17 protein-coding genes are annotated in these 19,142 nt (G+C 71.7%); 8 read left to right on the forward strand and 9 right to left on the reverse strand.

The window, feature by feature from the left end:
• Nucleotides 1-101: 101 nt before the first annotated feature.
• Nucleotides 102-635 carry a hypothetical protein gene (locus ACZ5ON_RS01925; protein ID WP_465583658.1) on the reverse strand — a complete coding sequence of 178 codons (534 nt, stop codon included), beginning with the start codon at nucleotides 633-635 and terminating at the stop codon, nucleotides 102-104.
• A gap of 1,073 nt (nucleotides 636-1,708) precedes the next feature.
• On the opposite strand from ACZ5ON_RS01925, the gene ACZ5ON_RS01930 reads away from it, so the two are divergent.
• On the forward strand, nucleotides 1,709-2,881 hold the full coding sequence (locus ACZ5ON_RS01930) for a protein phosphatase 2C domain-containing protein (RefSeq protein ID WP_465583660.1): 1,173 nt from the start codon (nucleotides 1,709-1,711) through the stop codon (nucleotides 2,879-2,881).
• A 57-nt stretch (nucleotides 2,882-2,938) separates the two neighbouring features.
• Here ACZ5ON_RS01930 and ACZ5ON_RS01935 read toward each other — a convergent pair whose 3' ends face one another.
• Nucleotides 2,939-3,571 (reverse strand): TetR/AcrR family transcriptional regulator, encoded by a 633-nt coding sequence (locus ACZ5ON_RS01935; RefSeq protein ID WP_465583666.1) that lies wholly within the window; start codon nucleotides 3,569-3,571, stop codon nucleotides 2,939-2,941.
• 575 nt (nucleotides 3,572-4,146) lie between these two features.
• On the opposite strand from ACZ5ON_RS01935, the gene ACZ5ON_RS01940 reads away from it, so the two are divergent.
• Together ACZ5ON_RS01940 and ACZ5ON_RS01945 are read left to right on the forward strand one after the other, a co-directional pair.
• On the forward strand, nucleotides 4,147-4,626 hold the full coding sequence (locus tag ACZ5ON_RS01940; protein ID WP_465583670.1) for a nuclear transport factor 2 family protein: 480 nt from the start codon (nucleotides 4,147-4,149) through the stop codon (nucleotides 4,624-4,626).
• 377 nt (nucleotides 4,627-5,003) lie between these two features.
• Entirely contained in the window at nucleotides 5,004-5,264 is a 261-nt protein-coding gene (locus tag ACZ5ON_RS01945) for a DUF7848 domain-containing protein (RefSeq protein WP_465583673.1), read from the forward strand.
• Between the two features lie 381 nt (nucleotides 5,265-5,645).
• On the opposite strand, the gene ACZ5ON_RS01950 is transcribed toward ACZ5ON_RS01945, so the two are convergent.
• The 3 genes from ACZ5ON_RS01950 to ACZ5ON_RS01960 form a co-directional block, all read right to left on the reverse strand.
• Nucleotides 5,646-6,689: a hypothetical protein gene (locus ACZ5ON_RS01950; RefSeq protein WP_465583675.1), complete on the reverse strand. Its 1,044-nt coding sequence runs from the start codon at nucleotides 6,687-6,689 to the stop codon at nucleotides 5,646-5,648.
• Between the two features lie 532 nt (nucleotides 6,690-7,221).
• Nucleotides 7,222-7,626, reverse strand: a complete 405-nt coding sequence (locus ACZ5ON_RS01955) for a spore-associated protein A (RefSeq protein WP_465583677.1) — start codon at nucleotides 7,624-7,626, stop codon at nucleotides 7,222-7,224.
• Between the two features lie 276 nt (nucleotides 7,627-7,902).
• Entirely contained in the window at nucleotides 7,903-8,055 is a 153-nt protein-coding gene (locus tag ACZ5ON_RS01960) for a hypothetical protein (RefSeq protein WP_465583681.1), read from the reverse strand.
• A 298-nt stretch (nucleotides 8,056-8,353) separates the two neighbouring features.
• Between ACZ5ON_RS01960 and ACZ5ON_RS01965 the strand changes: the two genes are divergently transcribed.
• Nucleotides 8,354-8,653 (forward strand): hypothetical protein, encoded by a 300-nt coding sequence (locus tag ACZ5ON_RS01965; RefSeq protein WP_465583684.1) that lies wholly within the window; start codon nucleotides 8,354-8,356, stop codon nucleotides 8,651-8,653.
• Nucleotides 8,654-8,856: 203 nt separating this feature from the next.
• Here the strand turns inward: ACZ5ON_RS01965 and ACZ5ON_RS01970 are convergent, their stop codons facing one another.
• From ACZ5ON_RS01970 to ureA, 3 genes are all read right to left on the reverse strand, one after another.
• On the reverse strand, nucleotides 8,857-9,894 hold the full coding sequence (locus ACZ5ON_RS01970; RefSeq protein WP_465583687.1) for an agmatine deiminase family protein: 1,038 nt from the start codon (nucleotides 9,892-9,894) through the stop codon (nucleotides 8,857-8,859).
• A gap of 62 nt (nucleotides 9,895-9,956) precedes the next feature.
• A complete protein-coding gene (locus tag ACZ5ON_RS01975) occupies nucleotides 9,957-11,681 on the reverse strand; it encodes an urease subunit alpha (RefSeq protein WP_465583691.1) in 1,725 nt (574 codons plus the stop codon).
• Between the two features lie 91 nt (nucleotides 11,682-11,772).
• Nucleotides 11,773-12,483 (reverse strand): urease subunit gamma, encoded by a 711-nt coding sequence (gene ureA, locus ACZ5ON_RS01980; RefSeq protein ID WP_465583694.1) that lies wholly within the window; start codon nucleotides 12,481-12,483, stop codon nucleotides 11,773-11,775.
• A gap of 295 nt (nucleotides 12,484-12,778) precedes the next feature.
• Here ureA and ACZ5ON_RS01985 point away from each other — a divergent pair, with 295 nt between their 5' ends.
• The 4 genes from ACZ5ON_RS01985 to ACZ5ON_RS02000 all read left to right on the forward strand — a co-directional run bounded on the left by ACZ5ON_RS01985 (nucleotide 12,779) and on the right by ACZ5ON_RS02000 (nucleotide 17,799).
• The gene (locus tag ACZ5ON_RS01985) at nucleotides 12,779-13,756 is read left to right on the forward strand and encodes a quinone oxidoreductase family protein (protein ID WP_465583697.1); all 978 of its coding nucleotides are present in this window, start codon (nucleotides 12,779-12,781) and stop codon (nucleotides 13,754-13,756) included.
• A gap of 121 nt (nucleotides 13,757-13,877) precedes the next feature.
• Nucleotides 13,878-14,336, forward strand: coding sequence for a MarR family winged helix-turn-helix transcriptional regulator (locus ACZ5ON_RS01990; protein ID WP_465583700.1), 459 nt, complete (start codon nucleotides 13,878-13,880; stop codon nucleotides 14,334-14,336).
• 380 nt (nucleotides 14,337-14,716) lie between these two features.
• Nucleotides 14,717-15,127 (forward strand): ATP-binding protein, encoded by a 411-nt coding sequence (locus ACZ5ON_RS01995; protein ID WP_465583703.1) that lies wholly within the window; start codon nucleotides 14,717-14,719, stop codon nucleotides 15,125-15,127.
• 446 nt (nucleotides 15,128-15,573) lie between these two features.
• Nucleotides 15,574-17,799: a SpoIIE family protein phosphatase gene (locus ACZ5ON_RS02000; protein WP_465583707.1), complete on the forward strand. Its 2,226-nt coding sequence runs from the start codon at nucleotides 15,574-15,576 to the stop codon at nucleotides 17,797-17,799.
• A gap of 161 nt (nucleotides 17,800-17,960) precedes the next feature.
• Here the strand turns inward: ACZ5ON_RS02000 and ACZ5ON_RS02005 are convergent, their stop codons facing one another.
• Complete coding sequence (locus ACZ5ON_RS02005) at nucleotides 17,961-18,983, reverse strand: DUF2637 domain-containing protein (protein ID WP_465583710.1); 1,023 nt, start codon at nucleotides 18,981-18,983, stop codon at nucleotides 17,961-17,963.
• Nucleotides 18,984-19,142 lie beyond the last annotated feature (159 nt).

The following is a 19,142-nucleotide window of genomic DNA, read 5'->3' on the forward strand; positions in this document are numbered from 1 at the left end:
GTCCCCGCCGTGTGTCAGGACACGGCGGTATGCGGTGTGGAGGGGATGGCGGAGCCGCCGGCCGTCCGCGGAGGGCGGCGCGGGCCGACGGTGGGTTCCGCTTAGGACCGGTGGACCTGAAGCACGTGCAGGTCGGGCGCGTGGTCGAGCCCGGTCGGCGCGGTGGGCGCGGCCGGGCGGGGCAGCGCCTCGGGCGAGACCGGCTGGTTCGGCACGGCGGCCGCCGGCTGCGGCGGCGCGTTCGGCAGCTGGGACTCCTGGGCGCAGAACGGGTGGCTGGAGCAGCCGCTGCCGGGCACCGGGTGATCACCGTCGACCGAGCACCAGGTCAGCGGCAGGACACCGTCGACCGGCAGGCCGTACGGGGTTTGGGTGGTGACGCCACGCCCATGGGTGCCGCTCGCGCGGGTGGCCGGCGCGGCGCGGTGTGCGGTGGCGGCCGACGGGTCGGGCAGCGCAACGGTCACGGTGGTGGCCGGGGTGTGCCCGGGCTTCGCCGGCGCGGCCTGGGCACGGCCCGCGCAGGGCAGCATGGCCAGCAGACCGACCAGTAGCAGGACCAAGAGCGCGCCCGCCGGGCGGCCCGCGGTGCTGGCCCTCCCCGGCTGCGGTGCGGTGGCTCCCGGCGCGGTCATGCGCACATATTAATCAGCCGAACGAGCGAAGCGATGCCCCTTGCAGGCCTTCATTTTCGGGCTCCGTGGCCCGCATTCGGTACCGAATCCTCCCCGGTCCGGGCAGTTCCGGCCAGGTCGGGACCGATCGGGCGCATCGGTGGCCGGAATGCTGCCCCCACCGGGTGACCGGTTGTCCGCGATTCCCGGACAGCGTCGTTCTCGTTGGGGACAATGACGTCGAGTTCGGCACCCCAGCCCGCTCGGCAGACGGCAGTACATGAACGAGGAGCCGCCAGATGAGCGACCAGGGCGCACCCCGGCACCACCGGCCGGACGACGGCTGGTGGCACATGGTGTACGCGGGCCCGGCGGGCACCCTGCCGGACACCCCCGGTGCCACCGCGGACGAGGGCAGCGTCGACGACTGGTTCGACACGGTGGTGGGGATGATCGGCGTGCGGCGGGCCGGGGCCCCGAGGGTGGGCGCCCAGCGAGCGGGCGATTCGGTTGCGGGTGGTACGCACGACCTACGGGGCATGGGCAGGAACCGCGAACAGGCCCCCTCGGCGGCGGACCACAGCGGTCGGCCGGGCTCGGCCGACTCCCTGGAGCCACACGAGGGATCGGCGGGGAGCGGGCGTCCGGTCCCCGCCGAGGTCAGCGTCGACGACTGGTTCGACACGGCTGCCGGCGTGATCGGTGCGAAACGCGCTGCGCCGCAGTCACCTCCGGAACCTGCCGCTGAGACCGAGCCCGCGCCCGCACCCGCGTCTGCGGCCGAGCGTGAACCCGAGGCTGCGTGCGAACCTCCGGCCGGACGTGAGCCTGTGGTTGTGCCCGAGTCAAGGCCTTCGGCCGATCCGGGCCCTTCGGCGGAGTGCGAGCCCGGGCCTGGGGCAGAGCCCGGACCTGTGCCCGCCACGGTGGTGGCCGCCGGGAAGCAGCCCAGGCCTGAGCCGCCCAGCCTGGTCAAGCCCGCCGGCGAACGCGACGCCCCGGCCGCGCCCGAGCCACCGGCCGCGCCCGAGCCACCGGCCGGGCCGCAGACGCCCGGTGTACCAAACCGGCCGGGGACACCACGGGCGCCGGGCATGTCGGAAGTACCGAAGGAACACGCTCCCCGGTCCGAACCGTCCGCCGTTTCGGCACCGGCCCCCGCTGCCACCCCGGCCGCCGAGGTTGCCGAGACCAGCGAAACCCGCGGAACCGGCGGAACCCGCGAAACCCGCGGAACCAGTGAAGCCGCCGACGCCGCCGAAACCGGTGAGGCCGCGCCCCGACCGCCGTCCCCGCGACGGCCGTCCCCGCGCCCGGCCCCCCAGCACCAACAGCCGTACCCCGTCCCGCACATCGGCGAGCGCCCGCCCACCTACGGGCCCGAGCCGACCACCCTGCCCGTTGCGGAGCCGGACGGCCTCGCCACCCTCGCCCCGGACACGGTCATCGAGGGCGCGCAGTGCGGCCCGGCGACGCTTCGGGCCGTCTCCGTACGCGGGGACTCCGGCCGCTACCGTGGCGAACCCCGGCGGGACTCGCTCCTGGTCACCCGTTTCGGCGAGGGCGAGGAGGGCCTGCTGCTGGCGGTGCTCGCCGCGCCCGGCCATGGGCGGCTGCAGTCCGCGGCGGCAGCGGCCGAGGCATGCCGTCAGCTCGCCGCCGCGATCGGCCGCAGTCGGCCCGAACTCGCCGCCGACCTCCGGGCCGGTGCCCGCGATCGCCTCCGGTACGGCCTGCAGCGCCTCACCGCGCGTGCGGCCGCGCCGCTCCGAGCCGGCGAACCGTCAGCCGGGCCGGCCGCCGCGGCGGACTCCGGATCCGCCGCCCCCGCCGGCCCGGCAGCCCCGCACGCCGCCGGATCGCTGCACTGCCTGCTGCTCTCGCTGGACCCGGAGGCCACCCACCGGGCCGCGTTCGGCACCGGAGCGGGCGGCCTCTACCTGCTGCGTTCCGGCCACTGGATCGACGCGTACGGAGCCAGGCTGCTGCACCACCCCGACGGCAGCCAGCCCGTACCGCCGCCCTCGGTGGCGCCCCCGCGCCCGTTCCGCTTCAGGCTCGTCCCGGCCACCCCGGGCGACATCCTGCTGCTCTGCTCACCGGGTCTGGCCGAGCCGATCGCCGAGGAACCGGCCGTAGCACGCTTCCTGTCGAGCCACTGGGCCCACCCGCACCCGCCGGGAACGGTCGACTTCCTCCGCCAGGTCCAGGTACGTGCCAAGGGTTACACCGACGACCGTACGGCGGCGGCCCTCTGGACGGAGTAGGGACGGAGCAGCCGGCCGGCAGTCCCGGCGCTGGTTCAACGCGGGCTCAGCGCGGGCTCAGCGCTTCGGCCCCAGCAACGCCGTCGTGACGGACGCGACCTGCGCGGCGGCCTCGTCCCGGCTCGCCCCCGGGAGCCCGATCGCGATCGGCACCGCGAAGCCGTCCAGCAGCGCGCGGATCTGGACGGCCCGGTCGTGCGCCCCGCCTTCCGTGAACTCGCCCGCCGCCACGCCCTCCTCGATCAGCGCGACCAGGTCGGCCTGCCAGGGCGCCTCGATCTCCAGCTGCCCCTGCCGGATCTCCGCGCTCGACGGTGAACGCCCCCACACCTCGACCCAGAGGATCCAGCGCGGATCCCCGGGTCCCTCGGGCAGGTACAGCTCCGTGTAGGCCGCGAGCCGCGCCCACACGTCACCGCCGGCGCTCTCGCCGCCGCCTTGACCGCCGCCGCGCTCCAGCGCGGCGCGGCGGCGTACGCCCAGCTGCTCCTCGCTCCAGCGCAGGGTCTCCAGCAACAACTGGTCCTTGCTGCCGAAGTAGTAGAGGAGGTGCCCGGCGCTCATCTGGAGCTGTTTGCCGAGCCCCGCCATCGTCAGCTTCGCGACACCGTGTTCCGCGATCGCAGCCCGAGCGGCGGCGAACACCTCCTCGCGCGGCCGCGCAGCCCGGCGCGCCCGTGCCTGCGCCATCTGCTCTTCCTCCTCCTGACCCGCTCCGACCGGCCTCCCACGATAAGGCTTCGATGACCTCGGGCCCTGGTGAGCCGGGGCGGGGCCGGCGCGGTTCGGGGCTCGTCCGGGATGGTGTGCCGTCAGGGCCGCCCGACCGCGCGAACACGGCCCCCACTTCGCCGTCGAACGGTCGCCGGCAGTGATCAACGGTACCGGTGGGAACGCGCTCTCAAGGATGAGTTGAGGTGCGTCGCGGTTGACGTGCGCCCGCAGGGGACATCGCCGCCCATTGCCCCTGCCGACCTGCGCTCGCCGCCCGGTCGCGGCCGCGACTCCCACGGGACAGTCGGCCGGTTCGTCGGTACCTCCAGCCCTGAGCAGCACTGACCGGTTGCGGAGTGCCCGTCGACACAGGACGCGCCGTGTCCCTTCAGCTGGACCGGTAGCGGCGGAGCAGGGCGGGCCGGGCCCGGTCGCGGTCGTGTCCGTGGCAGAACTCCGTTCGGCCGCAATGGAGTTAGGTTATGCAGGTGAAAGGTCAGCGATACGGTGGATGCCCAGAACCGACCGCGCCGAACTGGAGCTCAACCACCATGCCGAACTCGAACGACTCGACCGCCCTCCGGCCCCGCGAGGTCCTGACCCGCTTTCGGCAGGCGATAGTCGACAAGTCCGCCGATGCTCTGGCCGAGTTGTACTCCCTCGACGCCGTCCACGAATTCCCGTTCCTCTTCCCGGGCATGCCCGACAGCTACCAGGGCCGGGAGGAGATCCGGGCCGGCTACCGGGCCGCCTGGGGAGCGAGTCCCGCGCAGCCGAGCGAAGTTCGCGAGGTCGCCGTGCACGAGAGTGCCGACGGCGAGGTGATCGTCACCGAACAGATCGTCCTCGGGACGCTGGCCACCACCGGCCGCCCCTTCAGCCTCCCCGGCCTTCTGGTGCTCAGAATCCGCAACGGCCAGATCGTGCACGCCCGCGACTACATGGACGGGCTCGGTGTCGCGCACGCCATGGGCCGGCTGACCGCCGTGGCCGCCCAACTCGACGGGACGGCCGCAGCGCTCCGGGCGTGACCGCTGGCCGGAGGCTGACGGGCAGGACGGAACTGGCTCGTGGGGCTCGGGAAGGGCCGGCCCGCTCCCGAATGCCTTCGGAGTGGACCGGCCGGTTCGTGGCGTGCGCTGGAGCATGCCGTATCGACCGCATGTTGCACGAGTGATCGGAGCGGCGGCGTGCGGCGAGGCGAGGCGGAGCAACTTCTCGCACTGCTCAGCTGTTGATCAAGTCCGTGCACCGATGGGCATCCCATGGTGCGACTTCGTGCATCCAACTACCTTGATCTAAAAGAAATATGAGTTTTCATCCGCTTTTAATTCCCCATGTGCAACCGATGGTCGAGTTACGCAAGTCCGTATGGGCACGCCAATGACCCGTTTGAGAGACAGGCAGCATGCGCAAGCTGTTCCGATTCGTTGACTGGACCCTGACGCCCGACCGCGAGCCGGACGCGCCTGAGATCCTCCACATGTACCGCTGCCTGGGGGAGGACGAGGACGGCAAGCCGTGCGGCGCCGAGGGGCCGGTCTGCGAGGACTTCGAGACCGCGCAGAAGTGGCCGTTCGAGCACATCAAGGAGCAGCAGGAACACCGTAGTTACACCCATGTGGCGATCACGCCCTGGCTCATGGTGCCCGGGGAGGAGCCCTGCTGAGAGACGCCGCCGTCCCGGTCGGAATCGCGGTTGTTGCGCCACTTCCGGCCGGTGTGCGACGAGCCCCTGAGCGCTCGTCCGGACCTTGCGGTTCTCGATGTCCATCGCACCCTTGGACTGGGGCGTTGCGATGACCGCTAGGCCTGTCGGACTCCGCCCAGGACTCCCGTGGTCTGGCCAGGCATTGAGAGTAACTCGCCCGTACGCCAGTCCAGCGCCAGGCTCGATGCGGGCTGCGGCCTTTCTGTGGAGCCGGGCTGTTCCGGGCGCCCCCAAGTGCAAGGTGGGCCCGACTCCGATCTCCCACACCTCAGCGCCATGACCTCGAACGACGTCAGGCTTTCGGCTGCTGCAGCGTGATGCTGATATTCCGATCCCCGACTACTCGGTCTGCGTCACATCTAGTGCGCTGGAACAGATGGGGCGGGTGCGGGCGGCGTAGGAGCGGGCGGCCACGATGAGGCCGATGCCCAGACCACCGAATGCCAGGCCGCCGAACTCGACAAACCAGGTGATCCCCGAGCTGGTGGTGAACGGCGGGGACGGCTTGATCTTGGGCAGTACGCCGACAGCCATGAGCGGGGCCATGACGGTGAGGACGGCCCCGTACATCGTCAGTGGGATACCGGTCAGCCAGGCCGGAATCAAGGGCAGCAGGCGCGGGACCCGTCGTCCGGACAGGAACAGCGTCCAGCGGGGGAACACCTGCCCCCACACGTACAGCAGCCCCAGCAGCAGGAAGGTCCCGACCATCGCGGCCAGCACGGTCACGTCGATCCCCGCCGACGCGGTTGCCTTCGCCGGGCCCGACGCGCCGACACTCGTCACCCTCTGCCAGTCATCGCCCGCGACGCCGAGCGCGTTGCCGCCCAGCGTCCAGATGGTCTTGGATCCCGCCCACGGCAGGAGTCCGCACATGAGCAGGTACACCGCGACGCGGGTGCGCCTCGGGGCTCGGGAGGTGGCTGGGTGGGCGAGCGGGCCGTCGCTGGTGCCGGCGTGCGGGCGCCCGCAGCGCGGGCAGTCGCCGCGCAGCCGTCGGCGGTACGACAAACTTACGAGGAGCAGGAGGGCAGCGCCGGCCGTGTTCAGCAGCACCTGGGCCAGACCGGTGGCGCTCTCGACCCCCGAGAGCGTCACAATCGTCACGAAGTAGATCGGCAGGCCATTCGTCCCCACGACGAACACCAGGAGCGCCGTGATCAGCGCCGTCGCCGCCACAACCCGGCCAGGCCCGGCGAGAGTTCGGGTGCTGGCCAGGCAAGCGCCGCCGGCCAGGAGCGCGAGGGCCGCCAGGAAGAGCTGGACCCCCGGCGCGTACGAGGAGTGCTCCTTCCATTGCACGGTGGTGCCCGTCACCGCCCAGGTGACCTCGACCGCGGCGTACAACACACCCCACAAAGCAGCGGCCTTGGGTACCCACATGGGCCACCGCCGCCACCACGACATCCGCCCCGGGCTTGCGCTAGGTGGCCTAGGAACACCGCCTACCTTCGAGTTCGCAGGAACAGCCATTGTGACCCCCGTGTATCCGGATTGCCGACACCTCAAGACTCCCCGTCACCCACGCTGATCACATCCATCCCACGGATCATCCGGCCTTCCCCCGCGCGGGGGAAGGCCGGATCGTGAGCGTCAACCCGGCAGATAGCCATGGGAGAGGAACCGACCCGAACACTGAGGAACACTCCCCAGATCGAAAACCCCCACCGCACCAGTCCGCGAACGGCTCGCCGCAGCCTCGTAGACCAGCGGTCCGTCACCCTGCCCCCGGGTGGCGGACCACTCCACTCAACCGGTCACGCCTGCTCGGCAGGCTCCACCTTGGCGCGCGACCGCTGCCCTTCGTAGGTCGGCACTCCGCCGCCGACCCTCACCGCGATGCCGGGGATGATCAGCGGCCACGCCGAGTCCGCCCGGCCGGCCAGCGTCTAGTGGTTGCCCAGCTGCCCCAGCTTCAGCCGCAGTGCGAGTTGCGCTGATAGTTGGTGCTGGAACCGATGCCGCCACCCCAGTCGATGCAGGTGCCCGCCCCGTAGACGACCTTGGGTCCGGCGTAGGTGGTGTACTGGCCGACGTCGTCCCACCAGCGGTCATCCACCCGCCGGATCGAGGCGGTAACTTCGATCGGCGCGCCCGGGTTGTCGCGGACGGTCACCACGCAGTTGAAACCGTTCGACTGGTTGTACGTCAGGAATACCGTGCCGCCGTCGAGCGGCAGCGAGTCGATGACGTAGTAGCCGGAACCGCAGACGCCGTTGTAGTCGGCGGCCTGGGCCTCACCGGCCGTCGCTATCAGACCGGCAGCGACAGCGGCCGGTACCGTCACTGCGGTGACGAGCCGTCGGGTGAGCCTGTTCAAGAAGCATCTCCTTCGGAACGGCCTTCGGGTGACCCCGTGCCGAAATCTTGATCATGGACGTCGGGAGTGTACGAGCCACCTGTGTCACGCGCAAAGCTCTCCGGCTCCGGTTCGCTGTCGCCGGTAGTACGGCGAGCGCGGCGGTCCTTGGCCTGCCGCCGGCGCTGGCGGCCGGCCCTATCGCGTCCCGACCCTCCAATCTGGGGCGCAGACCTGAACACGGCGCCTCCGCCTGGCCTTTGGCCGGGCGGGGGCCTTTCCGCGTTCAGCGACTAGTCAGGCCCAAGCGAGCACCCCGGCGGCCTCAGCCAGCTGCAACGTCTCCTGCCGCATCGACCGCGGCGCCTTCCGCCACAGCTCCGCCACCACGGCGCGGGCCTGCGGCGTGAACTTCACGGTCTCCGCCGAGATGTCCAACGCGGTGCCCATCACGTGCAGCGCTGCCGTCCGGTCGCCCCGGTCCAGGTGCGATCGGGCGGAGTCGACCCACAGCCGGGTCCGGCGCTCCGTCGACGGGATCGAGTCCGGATCGAGCCTCGTCCGCCAGCGTCAACGCTCTGCCCGAGCTGCGAAGTTCGGTGGCGACGCTGACGGCGTGCAGGTCCACATTCGCCCGGCCGAAGACGGTAGCCAACTCCGCGTATCCGGCCGGCAGCGACTTCGCGACCTGGTCGGCGGTGTCCCAGTGGTTCCAGGCCGAGCCATCCCGGCCGTCGCGCGCCCGGATGTGCTGGACGACTGGACCACGCGGTTCGTCGCCCAGCTTGCCGCGCCCCGCGCACAGCGGATCGTCCTGTCGCGCGACGGCCACACCGAAACCGTCCTGATCGACGTGGAGGCCGGCGCGTGGGCATGCCTGGTCGAGGACGGAGATCGCTGGACGGTGCGGCAAGGCGGGCCGGCACAGATCTGGGACGCGGTGGAAGAGCGCATCAGTCGCTGGCGCACGGACGGAGCCCCGCCGCTCAGCCGGTTCGAGATCACAGTGACCCCGGACCGGCAGACGGTCAGCTGGCCGTCGCCCTGAACTGGTAGCCGCGGTACACAGAACTCCCGCTGCAGCCCCGTGGGAACCACGGTGGGTGCCGACATTTTACGCTCGGCAGCCTAGTGGCCCTGCGGTCCGTCCTGTACCCGCCAAAGGGTGGGTTGATCTTGCTAGGAGCTGCTAGCTTCTCCCGGATTCGTTCGATGTAAACGCACAGGTCAGCGCCATGACCTCGAACGACGTCACGCCTTCGGCTGCTGCTGCGTGATGCAGTGGATGCCGCCGCCGTTGGCGAAGATCTCGCGGGCGTCGACCAGTTCGACCTTGCGGCCGGGGTAGGCGTCGCCGAGGATCGAGGCGGCGACCTGGTCGCGGGGGTCGTTGAAGGCGCAGAGGATGACGGCGCCGTTGGCGACGTAGTGGTTGATGTAGGAGTAGTCGACCGGCTCGCCGTCCTCGTCGGTCAGGACGGTGGGGGCGGGGAGTTCGATGACCTCCAGCTGGCGGCCGGCAGCGTCGGTGGAGGTGCGCAGGACGGTGAGGATCTCCTTGCAGACCTCGTGGTCGGGGTGGGCCGGGTCGGGTTGGACGTGGGCCAGTACGACGCCCGGGCGGACGAAGGAGGCGACGATGTCGATGTGGCCGCGGGTGCCGAACTCGTCGTAGTCGCGGGTGAGTCCGCGCGGGACCCAGATGGCCCTGGTGGTGCCGAGCTGGGCGTGCAGCTCGGCCTCGACGGCCTCCCTGGTCCAGTCGAAGTTGCGGCCCTCGCCGAGTTGGACGGTCTCGGTCACCAGGACGGTGCCCTCGCCGTCGACGTGGATGCCGCCGCCCTCGTTGATCAGCTTCGAGACGAAGCGGCGGACACCGGTCAGTTCGGTGATCTTCTCGGCGATGTGCTGGTCGTTGTCCCAGCTGGCCCAGGACTGCGCGCCCCAGCCGTTGAACACCCAGTCGGTGGCGGCGACTTCGCCCTTGCCGTCGACCAGGAAGGTAGGGCCGATGTCGCGCATCCAGGCGTCGTCCAGCGGGCGCTCGACCAGCTCGACCTCGGCGGAGACGTAACGGCGGGCGGCCTCGGCCTCGCCGATGTTGACGATCATCGTGACCGGCTCGTACCGGACGATGGTGTTGGCGACCTTGGCCCAGGCCTCGCGGCCGGCGTGCAGGTGCTCCGGGGTGTCGAAGGTCTGGTTGGCGGTCGGGAACGCCATCCAGGTGCGCTCGTGGGGGTGCCACTCGGCGGGCATCCGGAAACCGAGGGATGCGGGAGTCGTCATCAGGGGGACGTCCTAAGTCAGCTGCGGTGTGGGGGAAACCGGGGGTCGGGGGATACGGCGGGTCAGAGGAAGTACAGGCGGCTCAGCGAGACGCTGTCGGCGGGTGCGGAGCGCAGCGGCGAGCCGTCCAGGGAGACCAGTCCGGTGTCGGCCTCGACGTCGACACGGCCGATCCGGGCGTTGCGGACCATGTCGCGCGGACCGATGCCGCGGGTGTTCCGGACGCCCACGCGCCGCCTGCGGGTGGGGAGTTGGTCGGCGGCGACGTCCAGGTAGGAGGCCGCGGCCGCGGCCTGGGCGACGAAGGCGACCGAGATGTCCGCGGCCGTGGCGCCGTGCGCGCCGAACTGCGGCCCCAGTACCAGGGGCTCGCAGCGGTCGGTGGAGGCGTTGGGGTCGCCGACCACTCCGTACGCGGGGAATCCGGCCTTGAGCACCAGCTGCGGCTTGGCGCCGAAGTGGTCGGGTCGCCAGAGCACGATGTCCGCCAGCTTGCCCACCTCCAGCGAGCCGACCTCGTGGGCGAGGCCGTGTGCGATGGCGGGGTTGATGGTGAGCTTGGCGATGTAGCGCAGCACGCGCTCGTTGTCGTCGCCGCTCGCGCTGGTGCCGTACGAGCCGGTGCCGTCCAGCGGGCCGAGTTCGACCTTCATCTTGCCGGCCATCGCGAAGGTGCGGCGCACCGTTTCACCGGCCCGGCCCATGCCCTGGGCGTCGGAGGAGGTGATGCCGATGACCCCGAGGTCATGCAGCACGTCCTCGGCGCCCATCGTGCCGGCCCGGATGCGGTCGCGGGCCATCTTGGCGTCCCCGGGCAGGTCGACCTTCAGGTCGTGGGCGGAGACGATCATGTCGAAGTGCTCGCCCAGCGCGTCCCGGCCGAACGGCAGGGTCGGGTTGGTGGAGGAGCCGATCACGTTCTCGACGCCGGCCATCTTCAGCACGTTGGGGACGTGTCCGCCGCCGCAGCCCTCGATGTGGAAGGCGTGGATGGTGCGGCCCTCCAGCACGGCGAGGGTGTCCTCGACCGACAGGCACTCGTTCAACCCGTCGGTGTGCAGGGCGACCTGGACGTCGTACTCCTCGGCGACCCGCAGCGCGGTGTCCAGGGCGCGGGTGTGCGCGCCCATGTCCTCGTGCACCTTGAAGCCGGAGGCGCCGCCCTCGGCCAGCGCCTCGACGAGCGGGGCGGCGTCGGAGGACGAACCGCGGCCCAGGAACCCGATGTTGACCGGCCAGGCGTCGAAGGCGTTGAAGGCGTGCCGCAGCGCCCAGGGGGAGTTGACTCCGACGCCCCAGACCGGGCCGAACTCCTGGCCGATGATCGTCGTCACGCCGGAGGCCAGCGAGGCCTCCATGATCCGCGGGGACAGCAGGTGGACGTGGGTGTCGATGGCGCCGGCGGTGGCGATCATCCCCTCACCGGAGACGATCGTGGTGCCGGTGCCGACGACCACCTCGACGCCGTCGAGGGTGTCGGGGTTGCCCGCGCGGCCGATCGAGACGATCCGGCCGTCCCGGATGCCGATCGAGGTCTTGCGGATGCCCTGGACCGCGTCGATCACCAGCACATTGCTGATCACCACGTCGCAGGTGTCGCGGACGGCGGCGGCCTTGAGGTGCAGTCCGTCACGCGCGGTCTTGCCGAAGCCGGCCAGGAACTCCTCGCCGGGCGCCTGCGAGTCGGACTCCACCCGGATGATCAGACCGCTGTCGCCGAGGCGGATCCGGTCGCCCGCGCGGGGGCCGTGGACGGAGATGTAGTCGTGGGGGGTGATCGCGGTCATGCTCCCGCCTCCGGGCAGTCGTGCGGGGTTCGGGCTGGGGGTGTGGGGGTCGTCCCCCGCGGGGTGGCTGCGTCGTGGGGGGTGAGCGCGGTCACGACTCGATCTCCGCGTCGTCGAACTTGGTCAGGTAGCCGGTGGCGCGGGCCTTGGCGAGGGCGGCCTCGCGGGCGCCGGGGGCGTCCAGCGGTCCGTCGACCAGGCCGGCGAAGCCGATGGCGACGCGCTCGCCGCCGATCGGGACCAGGCCGACTTCCACGGTGGCACCCGGGTCGAAGCGGACGGATGAGCCAGCCGGTACCGCGAGGTGGGTGCCGTAGGCGGCCTCCCGGTCGAAGGCCAGGCGTGGGTTGGCCTCGAAGAAGTGGAAGTGCGAGGTGACCGAGATCGGCACCGGTGAGGTGTTGTGCACCAGCAGCACGACCGTCTCCTCGATCGGGTCGTAGCCCCTGCCCTGGCCGAGCAGGGTGGTGCCGGGTGCCTCCTCGCCGAGTGAGCCCGCGCCCTTGAACGGGTCGGTCACCACCGCGAGGCGGGTGCCGTCGTCGAACACGGCCTCGACCTGGATGACGGTGACCACGTCCGGGACGCCCGGCAGCACGTCGTCGGCGGTGAGCACGCTGCGGCCGGCCTCGATGGCCTCGGCGAGTCGGAGGCCGTCGCGGGCCGCCTCGCAAACGGTGTCGGCGATCAAGGCGGTGGCCTCGGGGACGTTGAGGCGGACGCCTCGGGCGCGCCGGGCGCGGGCCAGTTCGGCCGCTGTGAAGATCAGCAGCCGGTCCCGTTCGGTGGGGGTCAGTCGCACGGTTCCTCGCTCGCGGGATGCCGGTGGAGCCGGTGTCAGGGGCGGTCGGGGCGGGGTTCTCGAACTTGTTAGAACGTCGTTCAAACAACTCTCGGTCATTGAACCCGGGCCGGGCCGCCATGTCCAGCGTTGCCCGTGGCGGGGCGATCGGCGCGCCGGATGTCGCAATCGAGTATTCGGCTACCCATGAGTATCAGGGGCCTGATATAAACAAGGCGCCTTGCAATCATGAAGAGGCGCCTTGTAGACCGACCCCTGCAGGGTCGAGTACGTCCGAGCCGTGAGGAGCGCAGCCGTGCGCGCTGTCCGTTACACCCGTACTGGTGGCCCCGAGGTCCTGGAGATCGCCGAGGTGCCGGCCCCGCGGCCGGGAGAGGGCGAGGTCGCCATCGACGTCAGCCATGCGGGTGTCCACTTCGCCGACGTGATGTTCCGGCGCGGCCAGTTCCCGCTGCCGCTGCCCGCCGTCCCGGGGCTGGAGGTGGCCGGTGCGGTCGCCGAGCTCGGCCCGGGCGTCACCGCGCTGCGGGTCGGCCAGCCGGTGGTGGCGGTGCCGACGGGCTTTGGCGGCAATGCCGAGCGGGTCATCGCGAGCGCCGTCACCACCGTCCCGCTGGAGGGCGAACTCGCGGGTCTCGACCCGGCGTTGGCCGCCGGTGCGGCCTGCAACGCGGCCACCGCCGTCGGCACCCTGCGCGGTGCGGCCCGGGTCGAGAAGGGGGATCGGGTCCTGGTCCTCGGCGCCTCGGGCGCCTTGGGACTGCTGCTCGGCCGGCTCGCCCGCACCCTGGGTGCCGCCCTGGTGGTCGGCGCCGCGAGCACCCCGGAGCGTGCCGCCCGGGCGGTCCGGGCGGGCTACGACCACGCCCTGACCTACGGCGAACTCGCCACGAAGCTCGATGAGTTGACCGATGGGCAGGGGTATGACGCAGTGATCGACTCGGTCGGAGGCGAGCCGCGCGAGCAGGTCAGGGGGCTGCTCGCGGTGTTCGGCCGGCACGTGGTGATCGGCAACGCCGCCGACCGGGACATCACGCTGGACGCCAACCAGGTCTGGTACGAGAGCTTCACGCTCGCCGGCTACAACCTCGGCGGCGTCCTGGGCCGCCGCCCCGACCTGCTGCGCGCGCACCTGGAGGAGGGCCTGCGCCTGGTCGCCGACGACACCCTGCAGCTGGACGTCGAGGAGATCGGCTGGGACGGCGTCGCGGAGGCGCATCGCAGGCTGGAGGGCCGCACGGCGATCGGCAAGTACGTGCTGCGGGTGCGCTGAACCTCCCGGCCCGGGCCGCGGGGGGCGGGGGGGGGGGGTGGTCGGGGCCCGTCCGGGCCCCGACCGGTGCCGCTGCCGGCACCGGCGGAAGTGAGCGCAAGCTAAGGAGAGGCTGCGGCCCATGACCACCGACCCCGCCGAACTGCTCGCCGGACCTCAGGGCGCCCAGCTGCGCCTAGGGCTCGCGATCAAGCAGGCCGAGCAGGCCATGATGGCGGCCAAGGCCGACGCACTGCGCGAACTCGACCTGACCGTCCCGCAGTACGCCGTGCTGCTGCAGCTGACCGAGCGGCCCGAGATGTCGGGCGCCCAACTGGCGCGCGGGGCGGCCGTCACACCGCAGACCATGGCGGGCGTGCTGGCCAATCTGGAGGCCAAGGGGCTGATCGAGCGTGAACCCTCCGAACTGCACGGGAAGGTCCTGGTGACCAGGCTCAGCGAGGCCGGCCGGGCGGTGGTGGCGGAGGCCGACGCTCGCGCGGTCGGGATCGAGTCCGCGCTCTGGACGGCTTTCGACGAGTCCGAACGTGACCTGTTCCGTGGCTTTCTCCGACGGGTGACTTCCGTACTGCACAGGTGAATGACGCACCTGCCGGGGGGAACGGTGCTCAATCGGCCGCTCGCGGAAGCGGCTTTCCAGCCAACCGAACAGTGGTCGGGAACCGTATACGGCGCGCGCAAACCTCCGACAGGCCCTGAAAAGGATCACTCGGGAGCCTCCGAGCTCCGCTTTCACACCATGTGACCGCCTACGCACTGTTGCGAACGTCGATGACTGGGCATGAGGATGGTCGGCAGAACGTTGGACGGACCGACCGATGGGGGACGCGATGGCCGGCCGTCCGGACAAAGTGGGGGCGTACGGTGATGGATGGTCAGGCGAGGTTTCCGCGCCAGCGGACGGCTTCGAGCAGTGACACGGTCACACCCGTCGCGAGGAGCGGCGAGAACCTGCCGCCGGTGCACGAGCCGGGCTGCGCCCTGCACCGCAGGCTGCACGCCGCACTGGACCCGGCCGATCTGGTCGCGGTCAGCGCGGTACGGCACCGGCTGCGCGCCGCGCTGAACCGGTGGGGGGTGCCGGAGCTCGCCGACACCGCAGAGCTGCTCACCTCCGAGCTGGTCACCAACGCGCTGGTGCACACCGGCAGAGGGGCGGTCTTCGACGCCGTCCTCACGTCCGAGACCTCGGCGCGGCGTCTGCGCATCGAGGTCCAGGACGGTACCGCCCGGTTGCCGGGCCGCCGGACCCCGGCCGAGTTCGCCACCTCGGGCCGGGGTCTGCTGTTGGTGGAGGCACTCGCCGACGACTGGGGCGTGCAGCTGCGGGGAGACGGCAAGGTCACCTGGTTCGAGCTCGCCACTCCTTGACCGGCCGCCAGGCCGGGCAGCGATTCGGGGGCGAGGGCGAGCGATCCGGGCGCGGGGCTCCGTGCGACCGGCGGCAGGTGCGGCCGACCCGGCACCTGCGTGTATGCCCGCACCTGCGTGGACGCACCTTCGTAGGGCCTGCGCGCTCATGGGGCCTGTGCGTACGCAGGGCCTGCACCTTCGTAGTACCTCTCGGTGAACCCGAGCTCGCACTCATCGCGGGCGAGCGGAGGGCCGCGCCCCGGACGCTGCCGCGCCGGGCGACCCGCTGGTCCCGGGCATTGCCGCCTTGCCGAACATTCGACAGGATAGTGAGAATGTGTGTCCGGGAAGGCAGCGGGGAGAACCGAGCCTCGACTGACCGCCACCACCCGTGACACCGTCCCACCACCCCACGGTCATCGCAGTCCGCCCGGACGGCATGCCACGGCAGCGGCAGGAGAACCATGGCGACTGAGCCGGAGCCGCAAGGGCCCGCGCGCCGCACCCCACCGGCGCAGACCTCCCGCAGCACCGCGCCGAGCAGCGTGCTGCGCACCGCTCCCGGTCTTCCGGCCGGCCGGATCGCGCCCGCGGCAGCCCGGGGGCTGCCCACCCGCACCGGCGACTCCACCCCGGACTGGCTCGAACCGGCGATGGCCGCGAACGGCATCGGCTCGTTCGACTGGGACATCCGCCGCGACGTCCTGGAGGGGGACCACCGGGCCTGCGCCATCCTCGGCCTGGACCCCAAGCGCTTCGACCGGAGTTCCGCCGCCTTCCTGGCCCTGCTCCACCCCGAGGACGCCCCGGTCCTCCGCCGCCGGGTCGAACGCGCCATCGCCGAACTCGGCCAGTGCGGCGCCTACTACCGTACGGTCTTCCCCGGCGGTGGGATGCACGCGGTGCGCTTCCGCGGGCGGGTCCTCGCGGACGCCTTCGGCCGCCCGTCCCGGATGGTCGGGTTCGTCTGGGACGCCACCGTGGAGCTGCACAAGCGCGAGCGGGCCGGCGAGCTGGCCGCGCTGCGCGAGGAGCGCTCACGCTTCATCAAGGAGGCCGCCCGCGCCCTCTCCGAGGCCGTCACGGTCCGTGACGTGGCGCGGGTGTTCACCGAACTGCCGTTGCCCGGACTGCCGCCGGACGGACTGCTGCTCGCCTCCCTGGAGGCCGGCCGCCTCCAGATCCTCGGTGCCATCGGCTACACCCCCGACAGCGTCCGCCCCTACGACCGCTCGCTGCTCGACCTGACCCACCCGGCGTCCGAGGCGATCCGCAACCGCGCCCCGGTGTTCATCGCCAGCCGGGACGAGTACCGCGAGCGCTACCCCGAGGCCTGGGCGCGGATCTCGCCCGACAACCCGCGCAGTTCCTGGGCCTTCCTGCCGCTGGTCGCCAGCGGCAGAGCCATCGGCGTCTGCCTGGTCTCGTTCGACGACGACCGGGAGCTGGACGCGGACGAGCGCACCCTGCTCTCCACCCTCGGCGGCCTGGTCGCCCAATCGCTGGCCCGGGCCCGGCTGCACGACGCCGAGCACGAACTCGCCGCCGGCCTCCAGCGCGTGATGCTGCCGCGCACGGTGCCGTCGATCCCCGGCGTCACCACCGCCGTGCGCTACCTGGCGGCCGGGTCCGGCCTGCAGATCGGCGGTGACTGGTACGACGTGGTGCCGCTGCCCGGCGGCCACGTCGGCCTGGTGATCGGCGACGTCCAGGGCCACGACGTGCACGCCGCCGGAATCATGGGCCAGTTGCGGATCGCGCTGCGCGCCTACGCCGCAGAGGGCCACCCGCCCGCCGCCGTGATGGCCCGGGCCTCCCGCTTCCTGGCCGACCTCGACACCGACCACTTCGCCACGTGCACCTATGCCGAGGTGAACGTGGACTACGGCGTGGTCTACGCGGTCCGGGCCGGCCATCTGGATCCGGTGGTCCGCCGCGCCGACGGCAGTGCCACGCCCGTCCCGGTCACGGGCGGGCTGCCGCTGGGCGTCGACCCGGACGAGGAGTACCGGGTCACCCGGTTCAGCCTGGACCCGGGCGAGACCGTGGTGCTCTGCACCGACGGCCTGGTCGAGGCCCGGGGCATGGACCTGGACACCGGCTTCGCCCGGCTCTGCGCCGCGGTCTGCGGTGACCTCCCGGCCAGGAGCGAATCGCTTTACGACCCACTGGAGTTGCTGGCCGACCGGATCACCTCGCAGGCGGCGGACTTCACCGAGCGCGAGGACGACATAGCACTGCTGCTGCTCCGCTGGGACGGTCCGGCCGGGGGACTCGCCGCTCAGCAGCTGCGCCGCCGGATCGGACAGGCGGACCTGGCGCGGATCTCCGAGCTGCGCGGTGAGCTGCGGGACGCGCTGCGCCGCTGGGGCGTCGCCGAACTGGTCGACACCGCAGAGCTGTTGGCCTCCGAGCTGGTCACCAACGCGATCCGGCACACCGACCGGGACGCGATGTTCACCGCCCGGCTCTACCGGGAAACCTCCCGGGGCGCTGGGGCGGCCGGCCCCCCCAGGCTGCGAGTCGAGGTCGAGGACGAGTCGGACCTGTGGCCGACCCGCCGCACACCGGGGGAGCAGGCCTCCTCCGGACGCGGGCTGATGCTGGTAGAGGCTCTCGCCGACAGCTGGGGCGTGGAGCCCCGGGGCACCGGGAAGCGGATGTGGTTCGAGCTCTCCGCCGAGAGCTGATCACCGCCCGGGGTTTCGGAACCGCCCGGGGTTTCGGAACCGCCCGGAGCCTTCGGAATCGGCCGAGGTTCTCAAAACCACCCGGGGCGAGGATGATCGGGCCGGATCCGTGCGGAGACCCTCAGCGGATCCGGCCCCGAACCGTCCAGGGGCTGCGGCGGTCAGCCGAACTGCTGCTCCAAGTCCTTGAGTTTCTGCTCCAGGGTGTCCAGGCGCGGCAGGGTCATGGTGTCCTCGTCCGGGGTGAGGTCGATGCTGCGGCAGTCCGTCCGGGCCGGCAGGCCGGCGAAGCCGACCGCCCCCTCCGCGGGCCGGGCGGCGTCGGCCGCCGCTATGACGGGCTCCGATCCGCCGGACTCCAGCTGCGGTGCCAGCCGGCGGGCGTCGCGTGAGCGCCAGGCCCCGCCGTGCCGGCGGCCCAGGGCTCTGATCTCGGCCCGCTGCCGCCGGTTGGCGAGCCGCTGCCGCTCCCGGTTGCGGGCGGCCTCGCGCCTGTCGTCCCGGACCTCCTCGACCGCCTCGTCCAGGGTGCGGACGCCCTCCAGGAGCATCAACGACCAGGCGGCGTACGTCTCGCGGGGTGCGCGCAGCCAGCGGACGATCCGGATCTGCGGCAGTGGCCGGGGCACCAGGCCCTGCTCCCGGAGCGCGGCCACCCGGGTCTGCTTGAGGGCGCGGTCGAACAGGACGGCGGCCGACAGGGACATCCCCGCGAAGAACTGCGGTGCCCCGGCGTGGCCCCAACCGCGCGGCGCGTGCACCCAGTTGAACCAGGCGGAGGCCCCGGCGAACAGCCAGACCAGCAGCCGGGAGCCGAGTGCGGCGTCGCCGTGGCTGGCCTCCCGGACGGCGAGGACGGAGCAGAACATGGCCGCGCCGTCGAGGCCGAACGGGACCAGGTACTCCCAGCCGTCGGCGAGTCCGAGGTTCTGTACCCCGAAACCGACCAGGCCGTGGAACGAGAGCGCGGCCGCGACGGCGGCGCAGCAGAACAACAGGCCGTACGATGCCGCCCCGTACAGCGATTCCTTCCGGCGGCGGCGTTCCTCGGCGCGCTCCCAGGAATCCGGGTTGCCGACCGAGGCGTTGGCCCTGGTGCGGACGAAGGCCACCAGCACGGCGGTCACCACCAGCGCGACCCCGCCCGCGGCGGCCCAGCCCAGAGGTATGTCGGACAATTTCATGGCCGGAAACAGCCTCGCTTTCCTCCGCATTGACGGTGATGGACATCATGGCGGAAGCGTGCGCGGGTTTTGGCTGGTTTGCCGTCAAAGCACCGAGGAGAGGGAATTCAGGGAAAAATTACGGCGGATAATATGATGAAGAGTGGATGGATATTCCGA

Source organism: Kitasatospora sp. NPDC032150, from assembly GCF_055579945.1.

What these genes read in the sequence shown, in the direction of transcription:
- ACZ5ON_RS01925 (WP_465583658.1), bottom strand. Translation starts at nt 635, where the DNA reads ATGACCGCGCCGGGAGCCACCGCACCGCAGCCGGGGAGGGCCAGCACC.
- ACZ5ON_RS01930 (WP_465583660.1), top strand. Translation starts at nt 1,709, where the DNA reads ATGTCGGAAGTACCGAAGGAACACGCTCCCCGGTCCGAACCGTCCGCC.
- ACZ5ON_RS01935 (WP_465583666.1), bottom strand. Translation starts at nt 3,571, where the DNA reads ATGGCGCAGGCACGGGCGCGCCGGGCTGCGCGGCCGCGCGAGGAGGTG.
- ACZ5ON_RS01940 (WP_465583670.1), top strand. Translation starts at nt 4,147, where the DNA reads ATGCCGAACTCGAACGACTCGACCGCCCTCCGGCCCCGCGAGGTCCTG.
- ACZ5ON_RS01945 (WP_465583673.1), top strand. Translation starts at nt 5,004, where the DNA reads ATGCGCAAGCTGTTCCGATTCGTTGACTGGACCCTGACGCCCGACCGC.
- ACZ5ON_RS01950 (WP_465583675.1), bottom strand. Translation starts at nt 6,689, where the DNA reads ATGTGGGTACCCAAGGCCGCTGCTTTGTGGGGTGTGTTGTACGCCGCG.
- ACZ5ON_RS01960 (WP_465583681.1), bottom strand. Translation starts at nt 8,055, where the DNA reads ATGGGCACCGCGTTGGACATCTCGGCGGAGACCGTGAAGTTCACGCCG.
- ACZ5ON_RS01970 (WP_465583687.1), bottom strand. Translation starts at nt 9,894, where the DNA reads ATGACGACTCCCGCATCCCTCGGTTTCCGGATGCCCGCCGAGTGGCAC.
- ACZ5ON_RS01975 (WP_465583691.1), bottom strand. Translation starts at nt 11,681, where the DNA reads ATGACCGCGATCACCCCCCACGACTACATCTCCGTCCACGGCCCCCGC.
- ACZ5ON_RS01990 (WP_465583700.1), top strand. Translation starts at nt 13,878, where the DNA reads ATGACCACCGACCCCGCCGAACTGCTCGCCGGACCTCAGGGCGCCCAG.
- ACZ5ON_RS02000 (WP_465583707.1), top strand. Translation starts at nt 15,574, where the DNA reads ATGGCGACTGAGCCGGAGCCGCAAGGGCCCGCGCGCCGCACCCCACCG.
- ACZ5ON_RS02005 (WP_465583710.1), bottom strand. Translation starts at nt 18,983, where the DNA reads ATGAAATTGTCCGACATACCTCTGGGCTGGGCCGCCGCGGGCGGGGTC.